Source organism: Streptomyces sp. NPDC048514 (assembly GCF_043199955.1).
Taxonomy (GTDB): domain Bacteria; phylum Actinomycetota; class Actinomycetes; order Streptomycetales; family Streptomycetaceae; genus Streptomyces.
The window spans coordinates 108,453-127,629 of the sequence record NZ_JBICWT010000004.1; the positions used below are offsets into that span (position 1 = coordinate 108,453).

The window sequence follows — 19,177 nt, forward strand, 5'->3', positions numbered from 1 at the left end:
GCACGCCGTCCGAGGATCCTGAGGCACCCCGCGCCGCATGCGGTCCGGGCGATCCGCGCGGTGCACCTTGCCGAAGCGCTCCGGTGGCTCCGAGTGCAGCGGTCAGGAGTCGCTTTCCGGCTCCTCGGGGCCGCTTCCGGGCGGGGGCGGCGGCGAGGAAGGTTCGCCCGACGGACCACTCCGCGTCCGTGACTGCGCCGAAGGGCTCTCGGAGACGTCGCGGGCGGTGGCCGCCTCGCGCAGGGCCGCCCAGCGGGAGGCGCGCGCCAGCTCGTCGTGCCAGTCGGAGGTGAACGGATCGTCGGCGGGGAGGAAGTCGTACAGCTCCTCCTCGGCGGCGCCGGCCGTGCCGGTACCGGCATCCGGCCGAGCGGTCGCCTTCGGCTTGATGAGCCCCGTGAACTTCGGGCCGCTCTTCGATTTGGCGGCGCCCTTCGGCTGAGTGACGCCCTTCGGCTGAGTGGCCTCCTTCGACTGGCCGGCGCCCTTCGACTGGGCGGCGCCCTTCAGCTGGCCGGCGCCCCTCGGCCGGGAGGCAATCTTCGACCGGGCGGCGTCCTTCGACTCGGCGTCCTTCGACTCGGCGGCCTGCCTGTCGGCGGCAGCATCCGCGGCCTTGCCGCCGTCCGTGCCCTCGCCGCCGTTCCCGGCCCGGGCGCCCTCCTCGCCCCTGCCGCCGTCCTCGGTCCCGGTGCCGGGCTGGGCATGGGCACTTTCCGCGGCCTTGGCGCTGTGCTGGGCCTCGGTGCCCTCCGCGGCCTCCGCGACGTTCTCCGCGGTGATGCCGGGCCCGGCCTCGGTGCCGTGCTCGCCCTCGGCGGTGCCGCCGGCCTTGGTGGTGCCGCCAGTCATGGTGGTGCCGCCGGTCATGAGGGCGGTGCCGGGTTTCGTGGCCCTCGGCTCGCCGTCCGTCGCGGGCTCCGCCGTCCCGGGCCGAGACGGCTCCGCCGTCCCGGGCTCCGCCGGCTCTCCGGACTTCCCCCGGGGATCCTGCCCGTCGTTCCCGGGGTGCGCCGGGGTCGCGGCCTCCTCCTCGGGCGCCTTCGTCGACGCCGGGTCCTGCGCCACACCCTTCGCCGGGGCCGCCACCGCCCCGACGACCGTCTCCCGCCGCGGCTCCGTGCCCCGCGCCGCACCCTGCGCCGCCCCTTGCGCCGGAATCGCGTCCGAGCGCTTTCGCCGGCCCCGCAGCCGCCAGGCCCGTACAAGGAGCGCCACCGGCATCGCGAAGAACGCCGTCCACACCCCCGCCGCACCCCCGGTCTGCCACCACACCGGGCCGAAGCGGGCCAGCGCGGCCACACCCAGCGGACCGCCGGCCAGCTCGGCGAGCAGACCCAGGAAAGCCGCGCAGACCGCCGCCGTCAGCAGGACCGCCCCGGCGGTGCGGCCGGCCGTCCAGCGGGCCCGCGCCGCCTGGCCGGCCTCCCGCCGCCGCACGGCCGCCCGCCCCACGAACCATCCCGCCGTCAGCCCGGCCACCGCCGGCACCAGCCCCGCCGCCCAGTTCGGCGGCGCTCCGGCGCCCGCGTCCGGCACCGCCGCCAGCAACGGGAACGGCGGCAGCAACGGGGCCGGATCCGAGGCGAACGGGTGCACCGGATGCCCGGCGCCGAGGGCGAATCCGGGGCCCAGGGCGTAGGACGCCGCCCACACCGCCGCGTTGGGGATCAGCGCGATGCCGAGCAGCAGTACGGCGAACCGCCCCGTCCAACCCTCCGTCAGCTGCAGGAAGGACGCCCGCGCCAGGTCGCCGTGCCACACCAGGGACACCCCGGTCAGCAGCGCCCCGCCCCCGAAGAGCACCGCCGTCGCGACACCGGCGGCCCGTACGGCCGTACCCAGCAGGGCCCGTGCCCCGGCGCGCGACAGCAACCGCCTTAGCGGCCCCGGCAGTACCAGCAGCACACCGGGTGCCGTCCACTCCGCTCCCGCCCCCGGTCCCGCGCCGTCCTCTTCCGGTTCCGTTCGGTCGGACAGGCGCCCCGCGTGCGGGCGGCCGTGCGCCGACCAGGTCCCGGCGGCCGCCGCGGCCATCGCGACGGCCGGCAGGCACACCGTCACCCATTCCCACGAAGGGCGCAGTTGGCCGCCGGAGCAGTACAGCGTGGCCGCGGCCCCCACGCCGAGGTAGCCGAGCACGACGCCCGTCCACGCCGTCAGCGCCGGTACCGGGGGCGGTCCGTCGGGGTCGGTGGAGACGTCCGAGGCGTCGCGCGCCGCCCGGTACAGCAGCCACACCGGCAGCACGAGCAGCAGCAGCGGGGTCAGGCCCACCGGCAGGGGCGCGCCGGAGAGCGTGTCGGTGCGGACCAGTTGCACCCCGTGCGCCAGCAGCCACAACGCGGCGGCCACGTGCAGCGCCCCGCCCGGCCCGCTGTCGGGGTACGGCGAACCCACCCACAAGGCCAGGACGAGTACGGCGAGCGAACCGAGCCCGAGTCCGGCCGCGACCGCACCGCCGGCAAGGCTCGCGGCCAGTCCGGGCGAGCGGTCACGCACGCGGGCCAGCAGAGGCGACGAGGACGGTCGGCGAGCGGTCATCGGGATCACGCACGCCATGGTCCCAACGACACGCGCTTTCCCGTCGTAACGGGCGAACCTCCGTAGTGTCGCTCAATATATGTTTATGTTCTTTTTCGTACGAAAGGGTGCATGGTGACGACGACGCAGAGTTCTGCCACCCCGCTGCCACCGCCGACGGAACGCCGACGGCTGCGCGTGTCCCACTCGCTGACACAGGCTCAGCTCGCGGCGCGGCTCGGCGTCAGCCGCACCACGGTGCGTGCGTGGGAGTCCGGCCGACGTGTCCCCGACGGAAGCGACGGCGAGGCGTACGCGCGCCTGCTGTCCAGGCTCGGCCGGCCGACGGCCCCCCAGGACCCACCGGGGAAGGCGGGCGCGCCGGTCCCCGGGGGCACGCCGTTCCCCGGGGGCACGCCGGCCGCGCCCGAGCCGCTGACGCCCGATCAGGCCTTCGACGCGCTGTACGCGTTCTGCGCACCCGCCCTCGTACGGCAGACCTACCTGCTCACCGGGCGCCGGGACCTGGCCCGGGAGGTCGTGGAGCAGGCCTTCCAACAGGCCTGGCAGCGCTGGCCCGAGGTGGCCCGGGACCGGGACCCGGCCGGCTGGGTGCGGGCGGTGGCGTACGACTGCGCGCTCTCCCCCTGGCACCGCTTCCGCCCCCGGTACCGGCACCCGGAGCCACCGCCGGCCGACCCGGCCGACCGTGCCCTGCTGCACGCCCTGCTCGGGCTTCCGCCGGCCTACCGGCGCACGCTCGTCCTGTACGACGGTGTCGGCCTGGACCTGCCGGAGACCGCGGCGGAGACGGAGGCGAGCACCCCGGCGGCCGCCAATCGGCTGACGCACGCCCGCGAGGCGGTCGCCGCGTGTCTGCCGGAGCTGGCCGATCCCGCCGAACTCCATCGCCGCCTGCTCGAACTGGCCTCGACGGAGCGCTTTCGCGCGGCCCAGCCGACGGTGGTGCGGACCGGCGGCGAACGCCGGAACGTCTTCTGGACCCGTGCGGCCATCGCGTTCACCGTGACGATCATCGGGGCGACTGCGCTGACGCTGCAGACGGCACCTACGCACTACGAGGCACCGATCGCGCCGGCGCAGGCGGTGCGGGGGGTGCCGCCGCGGGCCGCGCTGGGGCCCCTGTCCGGGGAGGAGATCGCGCTCCAGAAGAAGCTGCGGCAGTCGGCGGCGAGCGGTCCGGAAAGGCTGATGCCGGATCTCCGGTGACGGTACGGGTTCCCTCCCGGGGGGGGTGCCGTCCATGGGTTCGTCGTGGCAGCGGGGCGCCGGCCGGCCGCGGGGGCCGTCGGCCGCGGGCACCGTCACCGCGGGCACCGTCAGCCGTGGGCACCGTCAGCCGCGGGTACCGTCGGCCGCGGGGCGTCGCCAGCCGCAGGGGCCGTCAGCTGCGGAGCGTCGTCGGCCGCGGGTTTGTCGTGGCTGGTCGCGCAGTTCCCCGCGCCCCTTCGGGGGCGCGGCGGCGCTGGTCTCGCGGAGCTCCGCGCCTCTTCGGGGCGCGGCGGCGCTGGTCTGGCGGTTTTCCGTGGCCGTTTGGGGGCGCGGCGCTCGGGGTGCTGCCAGGGGGCCGGATGGGTGAGACGCCGGTGGGCCCGTCCCGGTGACGGGGCGGGCCCACCGGCAGCGGGCTGGGAGACCCAGCCGCAGCCTCGGAGCTGTTGGGCTCAGGCGCTCAGGATCTCGCGCGCCAGCTTGGCCGTCTCGGTCGGGGTCTTGCCGACCTTGACACCGGCGGCCTCCAGGGCCTCCTTCTTCGCCTGGGCGGTGCCGGACGAACCGGAGACGATGGCGCCGGCGTGGCCCATGGTCTTGCCCTCGGGCGCGGTGAAGCCCGCGACGTAGCCGACGACCGGCTTGGTCACGTTGTCCTTGATGTACGCGGCCGCACGCTCCTCGGCGTCGCCACCGATCTCGCCGATCATCACGATCAGCTCGGTCTCGGGGTCGGCCTGGAACGCGGCGAGGGCGTCGATGTGGGTGGTACCGATGATCGGGTCGCCACCGATGCCGACGGCCGTCGAGAAGCCGATGTCACGCAGCTCGTACATCATCTGGTACGTCAGCGTGCCGGACTTCGAGACCAGGCCGATGCGGCCCGGCTTCGTGATGTCGCCCGGGATGATGCCGACGTTCGACTGACCCGGGGTGATGATGCCGGGGCAGTTCGGGCCGATGATCCGGGTCTTGTTGCCCTTCTTGCCGGCGTACGCCCAGAAGGACGCCGAGTCGTGCACGGCGATGCCCTCGGTGATCACGACGGCCAGCGGGATCTCGGCGTCGATGGCCTCGACGACCGCGTCCTTGGTGAACTTCTCCGGCACGAAGATGACGGAGACGTCGGCGCCGGTCTTCTCGATGGCCTCCTTGACGGTGCCGAAGACGGGCACCTCGGTGCCGTCGAAGTCCACGGTCTGACCCGCCTTGCGCGGGTTCACGCCGCCCACGACGTTCGTACCGTCACCGAGCATGAGCTTGGTGTGCTTCATGCCGGTGGCGCCGGTCATGCCCTGGACGATGACCTTGCTGTCCTTGTTGAGCCAGATAGCCATGGTGGTTTGAGTCCTCGTCCTTGTGCTTACTTGGCGGCGGCCAGCTCGGCGGCCTTGTCGGCCGCGCCGTCCATGGTGTCGACGCGCTGCACCAGCGGGTGGGCGGCGTCGGTGAGGATCTGCCGGCCCAGCTCGGCGTTGTTGCCGTCGAGGCGGACGACGAGCGGCTTCTCGACCTTCTCGCCGCGGTCCTCGAGGAGCTTCAGGGCCTGCACGATGCCGTTGGCGACCTCGTCGCAGGCGGTGATGCCACCGAAGACGTTCACGAAGACGGACTTGACGTCCGGGTCGCCCAGGATGATCTCCAGGCCGTTCGCCATCACCTGGGCGGAGGCGCCGCCACCGATGTCCAGGAAGTTGGCGGGCTTGACGCCACCGTGCTTCTCACCGGCGTACGCGACGACGTCCAGGGTGCTCATGACGAGACCGGCGCCGTTGCCGATGATGCCGACCTCGCCGTCGAGCTTGACGTAGTTGAGGTTCTTCTCCTTGGCGGCCGCCTCGAGCGGGTTGGCGGCGTCCTTGTCGTGGAGTTCCGCGTACTCGGGGTGACGGAACTCGGCGTTCTCGTCCAGCGACACCTTGCCGTCGAGGGCGATGACGTCACCGGAGGCGACCTTCGCGAGCGGGTTGACCTCGACGAGGAGGGCGTCCGACTTGATGAAGGTGTCCCACAGCGTGACGAGGACGTTGACGACCTTGTCCGCGACCTCGGCCGGGAACTTGGCGGCCGCGACGATCTCGCGGGCCTTGGCCTCGTCCACACCGTCGATCGCGTCGATCGGCGTCTTTGCGACGGCGTCCGGTCGGGTGGCCGCCACCTCCTCGATCTCCATGCCGCCCTCGACGGACGCGATGGAGAGGAAGGTGCGGTTGGCACGGTCGAGGAGGAAGGAGACGTAGTACTCCTCGACGATCTCCGGAGCGGTCTCGGCGATCATCACCTTGTGGACCGTGTGGCCCTTGATGTCCATGCCGAGGATGTCCGTCGCGCGGGCGACGGCCTCGTCCGCGGAGGCGGCCAGCTTGACGCCACCGGCCTTGCCGCGACCACCGACCTTCACCTGCGCCTTGACGACGGACTTGCCGCCCAGCCGCTCGGTGATCTCGCGCGCCGCCTCAGGCGTGTCGATGACTTCACCGGCCAGCACCGGTACATCGTGCTTGGCGAAGAGGTCCCTCGCCTGGTACTCGAACAGGTCCACGCGCTTCCGTCCCTATCAGTGATCTCGCGGTTCGTTGGATGCGTGGGCGTGCCGCGAAGGGCAACGTGACGTCCGCATGGGTCACAAGGGATGCGCACACGGTGTCCGAGCGCGCGGCATGTCCGTCTCGCAGGTTATCTCTGCTTGCGGGAGGCCTCTAAATCGCGGGTCACACCTGAGCGGTGATACCTGTCACATGATGCCGCGATCGCTGGCACGGCGTGCCGGGACGGGGCGGCACGGGCACGCCACGAGCAACGAGACGGGCGCTCCCGCGGGGCCGGAGAGGGCGCTGCCGCGGGCTGGGGAGGGTGCTGCCGCGGGGGCGCGGAGGGTGCCGCGCGGGCAGGTGCGGGGGCTCTTCGGGCACAGGGCGGTGCTGCACGGGAAGGACGCGGGAGCTGCGGGGGCACGGGGCGCGAGGCCTCACCGGGATGGGGTTGGCCCGGTGAGGCCTCCGGAACGCCCCGGATGGCCGGAGCCGGGGCGGTCGATCCCCACCCCAATGGAAACCTCCCGCCCCGTCCCACGAGGGCCGGACCGGACGGACCGACGGCGTTCGGGCGTCCGGCTCCGTGCGCCCCCGCGGAGCCTGTCGCGCACCCTCGGGTCCGCTGCCCGCCGTCCCTGGGGGTCAGGACCGGACCCGGCACGTCGGGCCCGGACACGGCGGATGCTCTTGAACATGTGCGCGTCAGGTCGGTCCGAAACGGGGGGAACGGTTCCCATCCGGGAACACTTGGCCGGGCGCCGGTCCGGGGCCCCGGCGTCACGCGGTGTCCGGTATCGGCAGCGGCCGCTTCTCGAGTGCCGCCGCCATCACCTCCGGGAACAGGTCGGGGGTGCAGGCGAAGGCCGGTGCGCCGAGCGCGGCGAGCGCCGCCGCGTGCTCCCTGTCGTAGGCGGGCGTCCCTTCGTCCGACAGGGCGAGCAGCGCCACGAACTGCACTCCGGACGCCTTCATCGCCGCCACCCGCTTGAGCATCTCGTCCCGGATACCGCCCTCGTACAGGTCGCTGATCAGCACGACGACGGTCTCGGCGGGCCGGGTGATCTGCGACTGGCAGTAGGCGAGCGCGCGATTGATGTCCGTGCCCCCGCCGAGCCGGGTGCCGAAGAGGACGTCCACCGGGTCGTCCAGCTGGTCCGTGAGGTCGACCACCGCCGTGTCGAACACCACGAGCCGGGTGCTGATCGACCGCATGGAGGCGAGGACGGCCCCGAACACGGACGCGTAGACCACGGACGCGGCCATCGAGCCGGACTGGTCGATGCAGAGGACGACCTCCTTCTTCACCGACCGCGCGGCCCGCCCGTGACCGACGAGCCGCGCCGGTACGACCGTGCGGTGCTCGGGCAGGTAGTGCTTGAGGTTGGCCGCGATGGTGCGGTTCCAGTCGATGTCGTGGTGGCGCGGCCGGCTGGCGCGGGCGCTGCGGTCGAGGGCACCGGTGAGGGTGGCCCGGGTGCGGGTCGCGAGCCGCTTCTCCAGATCCCCGACCACTTTGCGCACCACCGCGCGGGCGGTCTCCTTCGTCGTCTCCGGCATCGCCTTCCCGAGCGAGAGCAGCGTGCCGACCAGATGCACGTCGGCCTCGACCGCCTCCAGCATCTCCGGCTCCAGCAGCAGTGCCGCGAGGCCGAGCCGGTCGATGGCGTCGCGTTGCATGACCTGGACGACGGAGGACGGGAAGTAGGTGCGGATGTCCCCGAGCCACCGCGCCACGGACGGCGCCGAGGCACCCAGCCCGGCCGAACGGTCCCGCCCGGCCTGCGGTCTGTCGCCCTTGCCGTAGAGCGCGGCCAGGGTGCCGTCCATCGCCGCGTCCCGGCCGGACAGCGCGTGTCCGGTGCCGTCGGCCTGGTCGCCGCCGAGCACCAGCCGCCAACGCCGCAGCCGCTCCCTGGCCGGGTCGTCCTTGCCCGTCACCGATGTCTCCCTCGTCATGCGCCCACCCCCGCGAAGCCGGTCCGGTCGGTCGTGCCGTGCTCGGCATCCAGGCCGAGCAGCAGTCGCAGCACCGGCAGCACGGCGTCGGCCCGCCCGGTGTCCGGTTCGGCGGCGAAACCGGTCGGCATGGCCTGGCGGCCTTCGTGTCCCGCGCCCTCTCCCGGTCCGCGCCGGGCCAGTTCCCCCAGGGTTCTGCGCACACCCGGCTCGTACGCCGAGAACGTGCGCCGCAGCAGCGGCAGTACGTCCGTGAACGCCTCCGCCGGCACCCCCGTCAGCCAGGTGTCGATCAGGCCGAGCAGCCGTTCGTCGTGCACCAGCAGCAGTCCGCCCCCGCCGCCGGCGAAGCCCTCGATCCACGCGGCCGCGTCGGCCGGCGGTGTCCCCGGCGACAGCGCCAGTCCCATCAGCCGCGCCGCCTCCTCGGCGGCCAGCCCACCGTCGTCGAGCAGCAGCCGCACGGACCGCCCCCGGACGACCCCGGGCGCGGTGTCCCGCGAGGACAGCACCCGCAGCACGCCACGCCAGCGTTCCCGCAGCTCGCCGAGGCCCCCGGCGACGCCCCCGCCCCTCCCGTGCCGCCCGGCGGATTCCCGGTGCGCCGTGCCACCGTCCTGCCCGGTCCATTCACCGTGGCCCGAAGACCCATTTTCCCGGTGCGCCGTGCCCCCGCCCTGCCTGGTCCATCCGCCGTGGGCCGAAGACCCGTCGCGCCCGGTCGATCCTCGCGGGGCCGGAGCACCGTCCCGCCCCGGTCCGGGGTCGGCCGGGGGCTCGTCGCGCCCGGTGGTGCCTCGGTGGGCCGTGGGCCCGGCCTCCCCGGCCTGCGCGCCGGCCTGCGCGCCGGCCTGGGCGCCGGCCTGGGTCTCCGCCAGCAGGCCCACCGCGCTGTGCACGGCGTCCACATGGCCGCGCATCGCCTCCGCGGCGTCCGCGTCCAGTCCGGCGCAGGCCGGGGGCAGGCCGACGAAGATCCGCTCGGCCAGACCCGCGGCCACCCCGGTCAGCGCTTCGGTGTCGGTGCCGCGCACGTCGCCGTAGCGCAGGGAGCGGACCAGAGCGGGCAGGGCCTGGGCGAGGTGGCCGACGTCCGTGTCGAGGGCCGCCCGCTCGGCGAGCACCCGCATGACCACGGGCAGCGCGTCCGGCAGGCCGGCCAGCAGACACCGCTCGGCCAGCGCGGTGACGTCGGCCAGCGCACGCGCGGCGGTGGCGTCCGCTTCGGCCTTGGCCCGCGCCGCGCCCGGCACGGTCGTCCCCCATACGCCGGCCTCGGCGACCCGTACCGACAACTCCGGTTCCCAGCGCAGCCGCCAGGTCTCCCGGAAGGTGCCCGTGCTCCCCCGGGACACGGCCGGCTCGCCCCAGTGGACGCCGAGCAGCCGCAGCCGGTGCAGCAGCCGGCTGCGGTTCGCGTCCGTGTCGCCGCGCAGGTCCAGTTCCAGCTCGCGGTCGGGCGCCTCCGGCTTGAGCCGCAGCGAACGCTGCCGGCGGGCGAGGTCCCGCTGCAACGGCACCGCGGGGGCCGACTCCGGGACCTCGCCCAGGACGTCCCCGACCACCAGCCGGTCGTGCACCAGCGCCAGCGGCACGTCCGAGCCGTCGCACAGCACCGCGCGCACCGCGTCGGTGGTCTCGCCCAGGCCGGGCAGCGGGCGCCCGCGCATCACCGCCAGGGTCTCGGCGAGCCGTACCGCCTCGATGACGTGCGCGGAGGAGACGATCCGGTCCTCCTCGCGCAGCAGCCTGGCGACCTTGGTCAGCCAGCGCTCGACCGGCCGGTCCGGGACCCGGAACAGGTGCCCGTACCAGCCCGGCGAGTCGATGCCGGCGCCGTATCCGCTGGACCGGGCCAGCCGGCGGTGGGTCCACGGGACCCACGTCAGGTCCGCCTTGATCTTGGGCAGGCCCTTCAGCAGCGCCCGGTCGGCGGCGACGGTGGTCTTCTCGCGCAACGCGGGCACGTGCCAGGCCCCGCAGACCACGGCGATCGTGTCCCCGAACTCCTTGCGTGCCTCGCGCAGCCGGAGCCGCATGTGGGCCTCGCGGACGGCGTCCCGGCGGTGCCCGACGACGCCGAACCGCTCGCGCAGCGCCCCCATGGCCTCGGCCAGCGCGGTGAACGCGGCGAAGGGGTCCCGCCCGCCCGGCCCCCGGTGCTCGACGACGTCCTCCCACCACCGCTCGGGATCGTCGTACCCGGCGGCCTCGGCAAGCGCGGCCAGGGGATCGACGCGAACCCGCTCTCCACCCGCCGGCGCGCTCCCGCCGGCGTCCGCCCCCTCACCGGTCCGGCCGGGCTCGCCGGCATCCCCCTCCTCGCCGGCGTGGGCGGGACCCTCCCCATGGGCGTGACCGGGCCCCCGCCAGCGGGCGTGGCCGGGCTCGCCGGCATCCCCCTCCCCGGCGCCCCCGTCGCCGGGGGCCGGGTCGGGGGGGTCCTCTCCGGTCTGCTGCCAGGCGAGCGTGTGCGTGGCGGGCAGGTCGATAAAGCGGGCCGGGACGTCGTGTTCCAGCGCCCAGCGGATGGCCACCCATTCGGGGCTGAACTCTGCGAACGGCCAGAATGCCGAGCGGCCGGGCTCGTCCACGGCGTGGGCGAGCAGGGCGACCGGCGGCCGCAGGTCCGGGTCGGCGGCCAGGGGGATCAGCGCGTCGGCCTCGGGCGGCCCCTCGATCAGGACGGCGCCGGGCCGGGCGGCGTCCAGCGCGGCACGCACCGCCCGGGCGGAGCCCGGCCCGTGGTGCCGCACGCCGAGCAGCAGCGGCCCGGAGGCATACGCCCTGCCCCAGCCGGTGTCGGTCATACGCTCACCTCCCGGCAGGCGCGGTAGAAGTCCGTCCAGCCCTCGCGCTCGCGGACGACCGCCTCCAGGTACTCCTGCCAGACGACCCGGTCGGCCGCCGGGTCCCGCACGACGGCGCCGAGGATCCCCGCGGCGACATCGGCCGGCCGCAGCACACCGTCCCCGAAGTGCGTGGCGAGGGCGAGGCCGCCCGTCACGACGGAGATCGCCTCCGCCGTGGACAGCGTGCCGCTCGGCGACTTCACCCTCGTGCGCCCGTCTGCGGTGATGCCGTCGCGCAGCTCACGGAAGACGGTCACGACCCGGCGGATCTCCTCGATGCCGTCCGGCACGGCCGGCAGTTCGAGGGAGCGGCCGATCTGCGCCACCCGGCGGGTGACGATGTCGACCTCGGCGTCGGCGCTCTCCGGCAGCGGCAGCACCACGGTGTTGAAGCGGCGGCGCAGCGCGCTGGAGAGGTCGTTGACGCCCCGGTCGCGGTCGTTGGCCGTGGCGATGAGGTTGAATCCACGGACCGCCTGCACCTCCTCGCCCAGCTCCGGGACGGGCAGGGTCTTCTCGGACAGGATCGTGATCAGCGTGTCCTGCACATCGGCCGGGATGCGGGTCAGCTCCTCCACCCGGGCCGTCATGCCCTCGGCCATGGCGCGCATGACCGGGCTGGGCACGAGGGCCTCGCGGCTCGGGCCGTGCGCGAGCAGCCGCGCGTAGTTCCAGCCGTACCGGATCGCCTCCTCCGGGGTCCCGGCGGTGCCCTGCACCAGCAGCGTGGAGTCACCGCTGACGGCGGCCGCCAGATGCTCCGACACCCACGTCTTGGCGGTGCCGGGCACGCCGAGCAGCAGCAGGGCGCGATCGGTGGCGAGCGTGGTGACGGCGACCTCGACGATCCGACGCGGGCCCACGTACTTGGGTGTGATCACCGTGCCGTCCGGCAGGGTGCCGCCGAGCAGATACGTCGCCACCGCCCACGGCGACAGCCTCCAGCGCTCCGGACGCGGGCGGTCGTCCTGCGCGGCCAGCGCCGCGAGTTCGGCCGCGAAGGCGTGCTCGGCGTGCGGGCGCAACGCCTGGGCGCTCTCGTCGCGGTCGGGTTCGGCGGTCGTCGGTTGCACGGACACAGACATGGCTGAGGCCCCCTCCAGCTCGGCCGGTTCGGATCTGGTGTCCACCGTGCACCACGCCACTGACAATCGCCCTGACCTGCGCAGTTATCGTCGCCGGGCCGATTGTCAGTGGCGGGCCCTACCGTCGTCGGCATGACTGAGCAGGGGGTGCGCTGGACCGCGGACCAGGTGCTGGCACTGGCGCCTGACGTCACGTCACGCAAAGCGGGGAGCAAACTCGCCACGGCCGGGCCGTGGTCCGGGGCGGCAAGCGGGGAGGGGACGGTGTGGGGGCTGTGCAAGGGCAGCGGCGGCAGGCCGTACCAGACGGTGGTGGACCTCACCGGCCCGGGCGGCCCGGCGTACAGGTGCAGTTGCCCGAGCCGTAAGTTCCCGTGCAAGCACGCGCTCGGCCTTCTCCTGCTGTGGGCGGCCGACGACGGCTCGGTGCCGGCGTCCGCGCGACCGCCGGACTGGGCGGCACGGTGGCTGTCGGGCCGCCGCACACGTGCCGAGAGCGAGCGGGCACCGGCCGAAGGGGGCTCGGCCGAGGGGGGCTCGGCCGCGGACGGGGCCGCCGATCCGGAGGCGGCTCGGCGCCGCGCCGAGCGCCGCGCCGAGCGGGTCACGGCGGGCGCCACGGAGCTGGAGCAGCGCCTGGCCGACCTGCTGCGCGGCGGCCTGGTCTCGGCCGAGCAGGCGGGGTACGGCATGTGGGACGAGACGGCGGCCCGCATGGTCGACGCCCAGGCACCCGGACTGGCGGCCCGCGTGCGCGAGTTGGGGGCGATCCCGGCATCGGGCGCGGGCTGGCCGGCCCGGCTGCTGGAGGAGTGCGCCCTGCTGCACCTGCTGGACGAGGGCTGGCTGCGCCGTGACCAACTGCCCGAGGCCCTCGCGGCCACCGTCCGCTCCCGGATCGGCCTGCCCGGCACCGCGGACGGCCCTCCGGTGCGCGACCGCTGGCTGGTCCTCGCCCAGTACGACACGGCGGACACGAAACTGACGACGCGCCGGATATGGCTGCACGGCGCCGAGTCGGGCCACGTTCGGCTGCTTCTCTCCTACGGTGCGGCGGGCAGGGCACCCGAGCTGGCCCTGCCGGTCGGCCTCGCCCTGGACGCGGAGCTGTCCGCCTACCCGGCCAGCGGCCGGTCCCGGGCCGCTCTGGGCGAGCGGTTCGCCCCGCCCGCACCGGCCGCGTTCCGGCCGCCCGGTGTGACCACGGCCGAGGCGGCGGCGGGATACGGCGATGCCCTGCGCGACGATCCGTGGCTCGAGTCGGTCCCGGTGACCCTGGACCGGGTGATCGCGGTCCCGGACGGCGACCGGTGGCAGTTGGCCGACGCCGGCACGGACTCGGCTCTGCCCCTGTCCCGGGCCGCCCATGGCCGCGCCGGCCTGTGGCGCCTGGTCGCCCTGTCCGGCGGTCGCCCGGTCAAGGTTTTCGGCGAATGCGGCCACCGCGGCTTCACCCCGCTCACGGCCTGGCAGGAGGAGACGGGCGAGGCGGTACCCCTGTGCTGACCCGACCGCCCTCGGCGCGCACCTCCCCCACCAGACACACGACGACGGACCCACCCGACGGCCCACTACCCCCGTCCACACCGTCCCGATCGCCGGCATACCAGGGCATCTCCGCCCAGCACTGGACCGAGGTCGCCCTCGCCAGCGGCACCGGCACCGGCACCGGCACCGGCACCTGCACCACGGAGCCCACCGGCCCCTCCGGGCCGGTCACGCCCCACGCCGGCACACACACGGCCCGACCCGCGCCCCACACCAGGGCGCACGCCACACAACCCGAACACAACCCGGGACCCGCGCCGGCACGCCCGCCGCACGCCCCGCGACCCACGGCGGCACGTCCGCCACACGAACCCACGCCCCACTCCCGCACGTCCGCCCGGCATCCACTCGGGCGCATCCTCCGGAAGGGACGGCCATGAACACGACCCCGGCCACGACGCCTCCCACGGGCCCCTCCCGAGCCCCCGCGACGCCTCCCGCAGTGCCCTGGGAGGACCTGGTAACCAACGCTCTGCTGGGCACCGGCCGGCGCCCTCCCGGACCCGGCGCGCCCGGGCGTACGGCGCCCGCCGCCCTGCTGGACGCGGCCGCCGTGGCGACCGTGCGGCGGCGGGCGGGGCTGCGGCCGGCGCGGGCGGCACGACGGCCCGAGCCCGCCCCTGACGACCCGCGCCCTCCCCTGCCCACCGCGGCGGCCCGCCGGCTCACGATGCTGCTGGCCGACCGTTCCGGCGGCACGGCCGGCGCCCGGCGAGGCAGCTCCCCGGACCTCATGGAGCTGCTCCCGCAGTGGCTCGCGGTAGCCGGGGCACAGGGGTACGCGGCGCCCCCGGAGACACTTCCGGCACTGCTCGACGCGGCCCGGGGCCGTACGGACCTGCGCCCGTCGGCGCTGGCCTTCGCGGGCCCGCGGGCGCTGTGGCTGGCCCGGCTGAACCCGGACTGGCGGTTCGCCCTGCGCGCGGCCCCCGGAGGCGGCGCGGCGCTGCCAGGTCCGGAGGACACCGAGGCGGTGCGCCGGCTGTGGCGGGAGGGGCTGTTCGCCGAGCGGGTGGCCCTGCTGGGGATGCTGCGCGCCCGTACGCCCGCGCTCGCGCGCGACCTGCTGGCCTCGACGTGGCCGACGGAGCGGGCGGAGGACCGGCTGATGTTCCTGGACTCGTTGCGCGCGGGCCTGTCCGGGCAGGACGAGCCGTTCCTGGAGCAGGCGTTGGGCGACCGTAGCCGCAACGTCCGCGCGACGGCGGCCGAGCTCCTCTCGGCGCTCCCGGATTCAGCCCTCGCCGCACGCATGGCCGTACGGGCCTCCGCGTGTGTGGCCCTGGACCCCATGGGGGGCTCGCCGTCGATCGTGGTGGAGGCGCCGCACGAGTGCGACTCCGGCATGGAGCGGGACGGTGTGGTGGCCAAACCGCCCGCCGGCCGAGGGGAACGGTCCTGGTGGCTTGGCCAGTTGGTGGAGGCGGCACCGCTCGGCAGCTGGCCGGGGCGGTTCGGTGGCCGGAGCGCGCGGGAGATCGTGGCGCTGCCGGTCACGGACGGCTGGCAGGACGAGCTGCACGCGGCCTGGTGCCGGGCGGCGGTGCGGCAGGCGGACGCCGCCTGGTCGAGGGCACTGCTCGGTTCGCCCTCGGCGCCTGAGGCGGGCGGTCCGGGAGCGGTGTCGCTGGCGGAGCGTGCCAAGCTGCTTGCCGCTCTGGAGCCGGCCGAACGAGCCGACTGGGTGGCCGGATTCATCGCGGCCCACGGCCTGTCGGAGGCATTTCAGCTGCTCGGCGTCTGCGCGGTGCCCTGGGCTCCGTCCTTGGGCCGGGCGGTGGTGGACTCCCTCAACATCGCTCGTGACGCGGGCAGTTATCCCTGGAGCTTCAGCGGGGTGATGGGACTGGCGGAGCGCTGCCTGGACCCGGCGGAGACCACCCGGCTGGAGGCGCTGCTGGCGATACCCGACGAGCGGGAGGACGCGGCGCCCGGTGCCGGCGGATACTGGGCGGAGGCCTTCCAGCGGCTGGTCACGACGCTGAGGCTGCGGGCCGAGATGACGGCTGAACTCGGCCCCGGCTCACCCGCCCGGCCGGCACGGGCACCCGCTCACCCGCGGCGGGCACCGGGATGACGGCCGTTCCAGGCCGCGCCGTCACCTCAGACGCCCGCCCGACCGGCTCGGACACCCTCCCGGCGTGCGGCTCTCGGCCGCTCAGCCGCCGGACGCGGCCGGCTGGCGGACGTTCTGGCGGACCCACTCCACGATCGACGTGGTCGTCGCGCCCGGCGTGAAGATCTCCGCGACGCCCTTGTCCTTCAGCGGCGCGATGTCCTCCTCCGGGATGATGCCGCCGCCGAAGACGAGGATGTCCTCCGCCTCCCGCTCCTTGAGCAGCTCGATCACCGCGGCGAACAGCGTGTTGTGCGCACCGGAGAGGATGGACAGGCCGATCGCGTCGGCGTCCTCCTGGATGGCGGTGTCGACCACCTGCTCCGGCGTCTGATGGAGCCCGGTGTAGATGACCTCCATCCCGGCGTCGCGCAGAGCGCGTGCGATGACCTTGGCCCCGCGATCGTGGCCGTCGAGCCCCGGCTTGGCCACCACCACGCGGATCGGACCGGCTGCCACACCCATCACTGCCTCCATCAAACGATCACGGAAGCGATCGCTTCCGTCCGTAACGACAAGTACCGCACTTTTGGCGCGTCCCGCCACCCGTCGCGAAGTGAACGAACGTTATCTCCAGCATCCCGCAACCGGCGGTTTTACGGTGCGCAGCGAGGGGGAAATCACACATTGGGACATGAGGGCACACGGGGGCCGAGCCGTCCTCCGCGTGCCGACGGGAGGTCGGCCATGAAGGTCAGCGGGATAGTGCCACTCTTCCTCCCGATCTGCCGCCGCCTGTGGCCCGGCAGACTGGCCGGACTCTCCGTGACGCTGCTCAAGGCGACGGCCCTGGAGGCCGCGATCCTGGCCGGTCACCTCCTGCTGTACCCGACGGGCCTCACTCCGGAACGGCGCGCCGCCGGCCTGCCCGCCGGAGCCGCGCCGGCCACCGGCGTCGGCGGCGCCGTCCCCCTGCCGGTGCGGACCGGTCCACCGGTGGTGCTGCTGCACGGTTTCATCGACAACCGTTCGGTGTTCGTACTGTTGCGCCGCAGCCTTGCCCAGCATGGCCGGCAGCGCGTGGAATCGCTCAACTACTCCCCGCTGACCTGCGACATCCGCGCCGCCGCGGAACTGCTCGGCCGGCACGTCGAGGAGATCTGCGAGCGCACCGACAGCGCGCGGGTGGACATCGTGGGGCACAGCCTCGGCGGCCTCATCGCCCGGTATTACGTGCAGTGTCTCGGCGGTGACCTGCGGGTGCGCACCCTCGTCACCCTCGGCACCCCGCACTCCGGGACGCGGGTGGCGCCGCTGGCCGACGCGCACCCGATCGTGCGGCAGATGCGGCCCGGCTCGGAGGTGATCGAGGAGCTGTCCCGGCCCGCGCCCGGCTGCCGTACGCGGTTCGTGAGCTTCTGGAGCGACCTGGACTCCCTGATGGTCCCGCTGGAGACGGCCTGCCTGGAACACCCCGATCTGGACGCGGAGAACGTCCGGGTGAGCGGCATCGGGCATCTCGCGCTCCCCTTGCATCCCGCCGTCGCGGCCGGGATACGCGAGGTTCTGGACGCCCCACACCCCGGGGAGCGGCGCGCCGGAGGCCTGACGGTCGCCTGACGGCGGCCTGGCAGCACGGCAGCGGAGGTGACTCATTGTCACCTGACATCGAACATTCATCGAACACAAGGCCAAACTCGCGCCCGCCCTCCCCCCAAACACGGCCGAATGCCCGTTTCCGGCCCACTCGAAACCGGCGGAAGATTGTCGCGCCCGCGTACTGCCGGGTACAGTCGCCGCACTGCTCTGGCAGCCCCTGTTGTCGAGGCGAAAGAGAAGTTGGTGAACGACCGTCACCCGCCGGGGAGCTCGACCGCCCCGGCTCCGGCTTCCGACGCCTCTGCTCAGCACTACACGCCCTATGGCGCCGCGGAAGTCACCTACGACGACCTCACCACGTACGGCGGCTACGACGCCACCGGTTTTGCGGGCGGTTCCGCGGGCATCACGGCCTTCGATCACGACCCCCTGTTCGGCAGCCTCCCGGGCAGCGCACAGTCGACCGGCGCGTACGACGCCACGCAGTGGCAGACCGGTACCGCCCAGACCCTCGACCACGACCCGTACGCGGCACAGCAGCACGCCGCCTACGGCTCCGGGGTGTACGACTCCACCGCCTGGACGGTTCCCGCGCAGGCCACCGGACACGACGCGAGCGGCCAGTGGGACGCGGGCGCCTGGCTGGAGCCCGACCGGGCCGCCGGCACCGACGGCACCCAGCAGTGGGAGTGGGGCACCCAGACCTTCGACACGGGCGCGTACGACGCCACGCAGTGGAACCTGGCCGGTCAGACCGCGCCGACGGAGCCCGAGCAGGCCGGCGAACCGTTCGCCCCGCAGGCCACCACCACGTTCGAGCAGGTCGGCGACGCGCCCGCGACCGCCGCCTTCGAGCAGGTGCCGTACGAGGACGCCGCCTTCGAGGAAGCGCACGGCGACGAGGGCGGGACGACCGCCACCGGTGAACTGCCCGGTGTGCACGCCCTGCTGGACGATCAGGAAGAGGTCACACCGCCTCCGGCGACCCGGGCGGGCTCGCGCGGCGCGGGGCGTTCCCGGCGCCGTACGCCCGCCAAACGGTCCGCTCTGCTGACGGTCGCCGTGCCCTCGGCCTGTGTGATGGGGGTCGCCGGGATCGCGGCGGCCTCGGTCAGCGCCCTGACCGAGGACTCGGGCGAGGCCGCCGCCTCCGCCCCGGACGACGCGCACGTGGTGCAGCCCTCGATCGCCAACAGCAAGCTGGACACCCAGCTCAAGACCCTCTCCGCCGGGGCCGACGACTTCGCCGACCGGGCGAGCCGTACGCAGGAGCGCATCGACCTCAAGGCGCAGCAGGCGCTGGAGCAGAAGAAGGCCGCCGCGGAGGCCGCGCTCAAGGAACGGCTGCGCCCCAAGTTCGCCCTGCCGGTCGCCCAGCGGGGGCTCAGCGCCTACTTCGGCCAGGCGGGCGTGAACTGGATGTCGGTCCACACCGGCATCGACTTCCCCGTCTCCTACGGCACCACGGTGCTGGCAGCCACCGACGGCACCGTCACCACCAAGTGGAACAGCGCCTACGGCAACATGATGATCCTGACGGCGAAGGACGGCACGGAGACCTGGTACTGCCACCTGTCCAGCTACCGCGTGGCGTCCGGTACGACCGTCAAGGCCGGCCAGCCGGTCGCCTACTCCGGCAACTCCGGCAACTCCACCGGACCGCACCTGCACTTCGAGGTCCGGCCGGCGGGCGGGGCGGCCATCGACCCCCTGCCGTGGCTGCGCAGCCACGGACTGGACCCGACCTGAGTCTCTGAGCTGAGCGGCCGAGCCCCGCCGAACCGGCGGGGC

The 19,177-nt window shown here is 74.3% G+C and carries 12 protein-coding genes; 5 read left to right on the plus strand and 7 right to left on the minus strand.

The annotated features are described in order from the left end of the window. Positions 1-102 precede the first annotated feature (102 nt). Positions 103-2,544, minus strand: coding sequence for a DUF6350 family protein (locus ACGFT2_RS09330; protein WP_393276288.1), 2,442 nt, complete (start codon positions 2,542-2,544; stop codon positions 103-105). A gap of 111 nt (positions 2,545-2,655) precedes the next feature. Between ACGFT2_RS09330 and ACGFT2_RS09335 the strand changes: the two genes are divergently transcribed. Beyond that, positions 2,656-3,753 (plus strand): sigma factor-like helix-turn-helix DNA-binding protein, encoded by a 1,098-nt coding sequence (locus ACGFT2_RS09335; RefSeq protein ID WP_393275155.1) that lies wholly within the window; start codon positions 2,656-2,658, stop codon positions 3,751-3,753. 455 nt (positions 3,754-4,208) lie between these two features. Here the strand turns inward: ACGFT2_RS09335 and sucD are convergent, their stop codons facing one another. From sucD to ACGFT2_RS09360, 5 genes are all read right to left on the minus strand, one after another. Next, positions 4,209-5,093, minus strand: a complete 885-nt coding sequence (gene sucD, locus ACGFT2_RS09340; protein ID WP_393275157.1) for a succinate--CoA ligase subunit alpha — start codon at positions 5,091-5,093, stop codon at positions 4,209-4,211. A gap of 26 nt (positions 5,094-5,119) precedes the next feature. Beyond that, complete coding sequence (gene sucC, locus ACGFT2_RS09345) at positions 5,120-6,298, minus strand: ADP-forming succinate--CoA ligase subunit beta (RefSeq protein ID WP_393275159.1); 1,179 nt, start codon at positions 6,296-6,298, stop codon at positions 5,120-5,122. 769 nt (positions 6,299-7,067) lie between these two features. Continuing rightward, complete coding sequence (locus ACGFT2_RS09350) at positions 7,068-8,246, minus strand: VWA domain-containing protein (RefSeq protein ID WP_393275161.1); 1,179 nt, start codon at positions 8,244-8,246, stop codon at positions 7,068-7,070. Then, positions 8,243-11,056, minus strand: a complete 2,814-nt coding sequence (locus ACGFT2_RS09355) for a DUF5682 family protein (protein WP_393275163.1) — start codon at positions 11,054-11,056, stop codon at positions 8,243-8,245. The genes ACGFT2_RS09350 and ACGFT2_RS09355 overlap by 4 nt, the downstream gene beginning before the upstream one ends. Continuing rightward, on the minus strand, positions 11,053-12,183 hold the full coding sequence (locus tag ACGFT2_RS09360) for an AAA family ATPase (RefSeq protein WP_393275165.1): 1,131 nt from the start codon (positions 12,181-12,183) through the stop codon (positions 11,053-11,055). The genes ACGFT2_RS09355 and ACGFT2_RS09360 overlap by 4 nt, the downstream gene beginning before the upstream one ends. A gap of 132 nt (positions 12,184-12,315) precedes the next feature. Between ACGFT2_RS09360 and ACGFT2_RS09365 the strand changes: the two genes are divergently transcribed. Both ACGFT2_RS09365 and ACGFT2_RS09370 read left to right on the plus strand, forming a co-directional pair. After that, positions 12,316-13,689: an SWIM zinc finger family protein gene (locus tag ACGFT2_RS09365; protein ID WP_393275167.1), complete on the plus strand. Its 1,374-nt coding sequence runs from the start codon at positions 12,316-12,318 to the stop codon at positions 13,687-13,689. Positions 13,690-14,107: 418 nt separating this feature from the next. After that, on the plus strand, positions 14,108-15,808 hold the full coding sequence (locus ACGFT2_RS09370) for a DUF5691 domain-containing protein (RefSeq protein ID WP_393275169.1): 1,701 nt from the start codon (positions 14,108-14,110) through the stop codon (positions 15,806-15,808). An 81-nt stretch (positions 15,809-15,889) separates the two neighbouring features. Here the strand turns inward: ACGFT2_RS09370 and ACGFT2_RS09375 are convergent, their stop codons facing one another. Next, positions 15,890-16,312, minus strand: coding sequence for a cobalamin B12-binding domain-containing protein (locus tag ACGFT2_RS09375; protein ID WP_393275171.1), 423 nt, complete (start codon positions 16,310-16,312; stop codon positions 15,890-15,892). 222 nt (positions 16,313-16,534) lie between these two features. On the opposite strand from ACGFT2_RS09375, the gene ACGFT2_RS09380 reads away from it, so the two are divergent. Both ACGFT2_RS09380 and ACGFT2_RS09385 read left to right on the plus strand, forming a co-directional pair. Further along, entirely contained in the window at positions 16,535-17,407 is an 873-nt protein-coding gene (locus ACGFT2_RS09380; RefSeq protein ID WP_393275173.1) for a lipase family alpha/beta hydrolase, read from the plus strand. A 222-nt stretch (positions 17,408-17,629) separates the two neighbouring features. Next, positions 17,630-19,135 (plus strand): M23 family metallopeptidase, encoded by a 1,506-nt coding sequence (locus ACGFT2_RS09385; protein WP_393275175.1) that lies wholly within the window; start codon positions 17,630-17,632, stop codon positions 19,133-19,135. The last annotated feature ends 42 nt before the right edge of the window (positions 19,136-19,177 follow it).

What these genes read in the sequence shown, in the direction of transcription:
- ACGFT2_RS09330 (WP_393276288.1), bottom strand. Translation starts at nt 2,544, where the DNA reads ATGACCGCTCGCCGACCGTCCTCGTCGCCTCTGCTGGCCCGCGTGCGT.
- ACGFT2_RS09335 (WP_393275155.1), top strand. Translation starts at nt 2,656, where the DNA reads ATGGTGACGACGACGCAGAGTTCTGCCACCCCGCTGCCACCGCCGACG.
- sucD (WP_393275157.1), bottom strand. Translation starts at nt 5,093, where the DNA reads ATGGCTATCTGGCTCAACAAGGACAGCAAGGTCATCGTCCAGGGCATG.
- ACGFT2_RS09350 (WP_393275161.1), bottom strand. Translation starts at nt 8,246, where the DNA reads ATGACGAGGGAGACATCGGTGACGGGCAAGGACGACCCGGCCAGGGAG.
- ACGFT2_RS09355 (WP_393275163.1), bottom strand. Translation starts at nt 11,056, where the DNA reads ATGACCGACACCGGCTGGGGCAGGGCGTATGCCTCCGGGCCGCTGCTG.
- ACGFT2_RS09360 (WP_393275165.1), bottom strand. Translation starts at nt 12,183, where the DNA reads ATGTCTGTGTCCGTGCAACCGACGACCGCCGAACCCGACCGCGACGAG.
- ACGFT2_RS09365 (WP_393275167.1), top strand. Translation starts at nt 12,316, where the DNA reads ATGACTGAGCAGGGGGTGCGCTGGACCGCGGACCAGGTGCTGGCACTG.
- ACGFT2_RS09370 (WP_393275169.1), top strand. Translation starts at nt 14,108, where the DNA reads ATGAACACGACCCCGGCCACGACGCCTCCCACGGGCCCCTCCCGAGCC.
- ACGFT2_RS09375 (WP_393275171.1), bottom strand. Translation starts at nt 16,312, where the DNA reads ATGGGTGTGGCAGCCGGTCCGATCCGCGTGGTGGTGGCCAAGCCGGGG.
- ACGFT2_RS09380 (WP_393275173.1), top strand. Translation starts at nt 16,535, where the DNA reads ATGAAGGTCAGCGGGATAGTGCCACTCTTCCTCCCGATCTGCCGCCGC.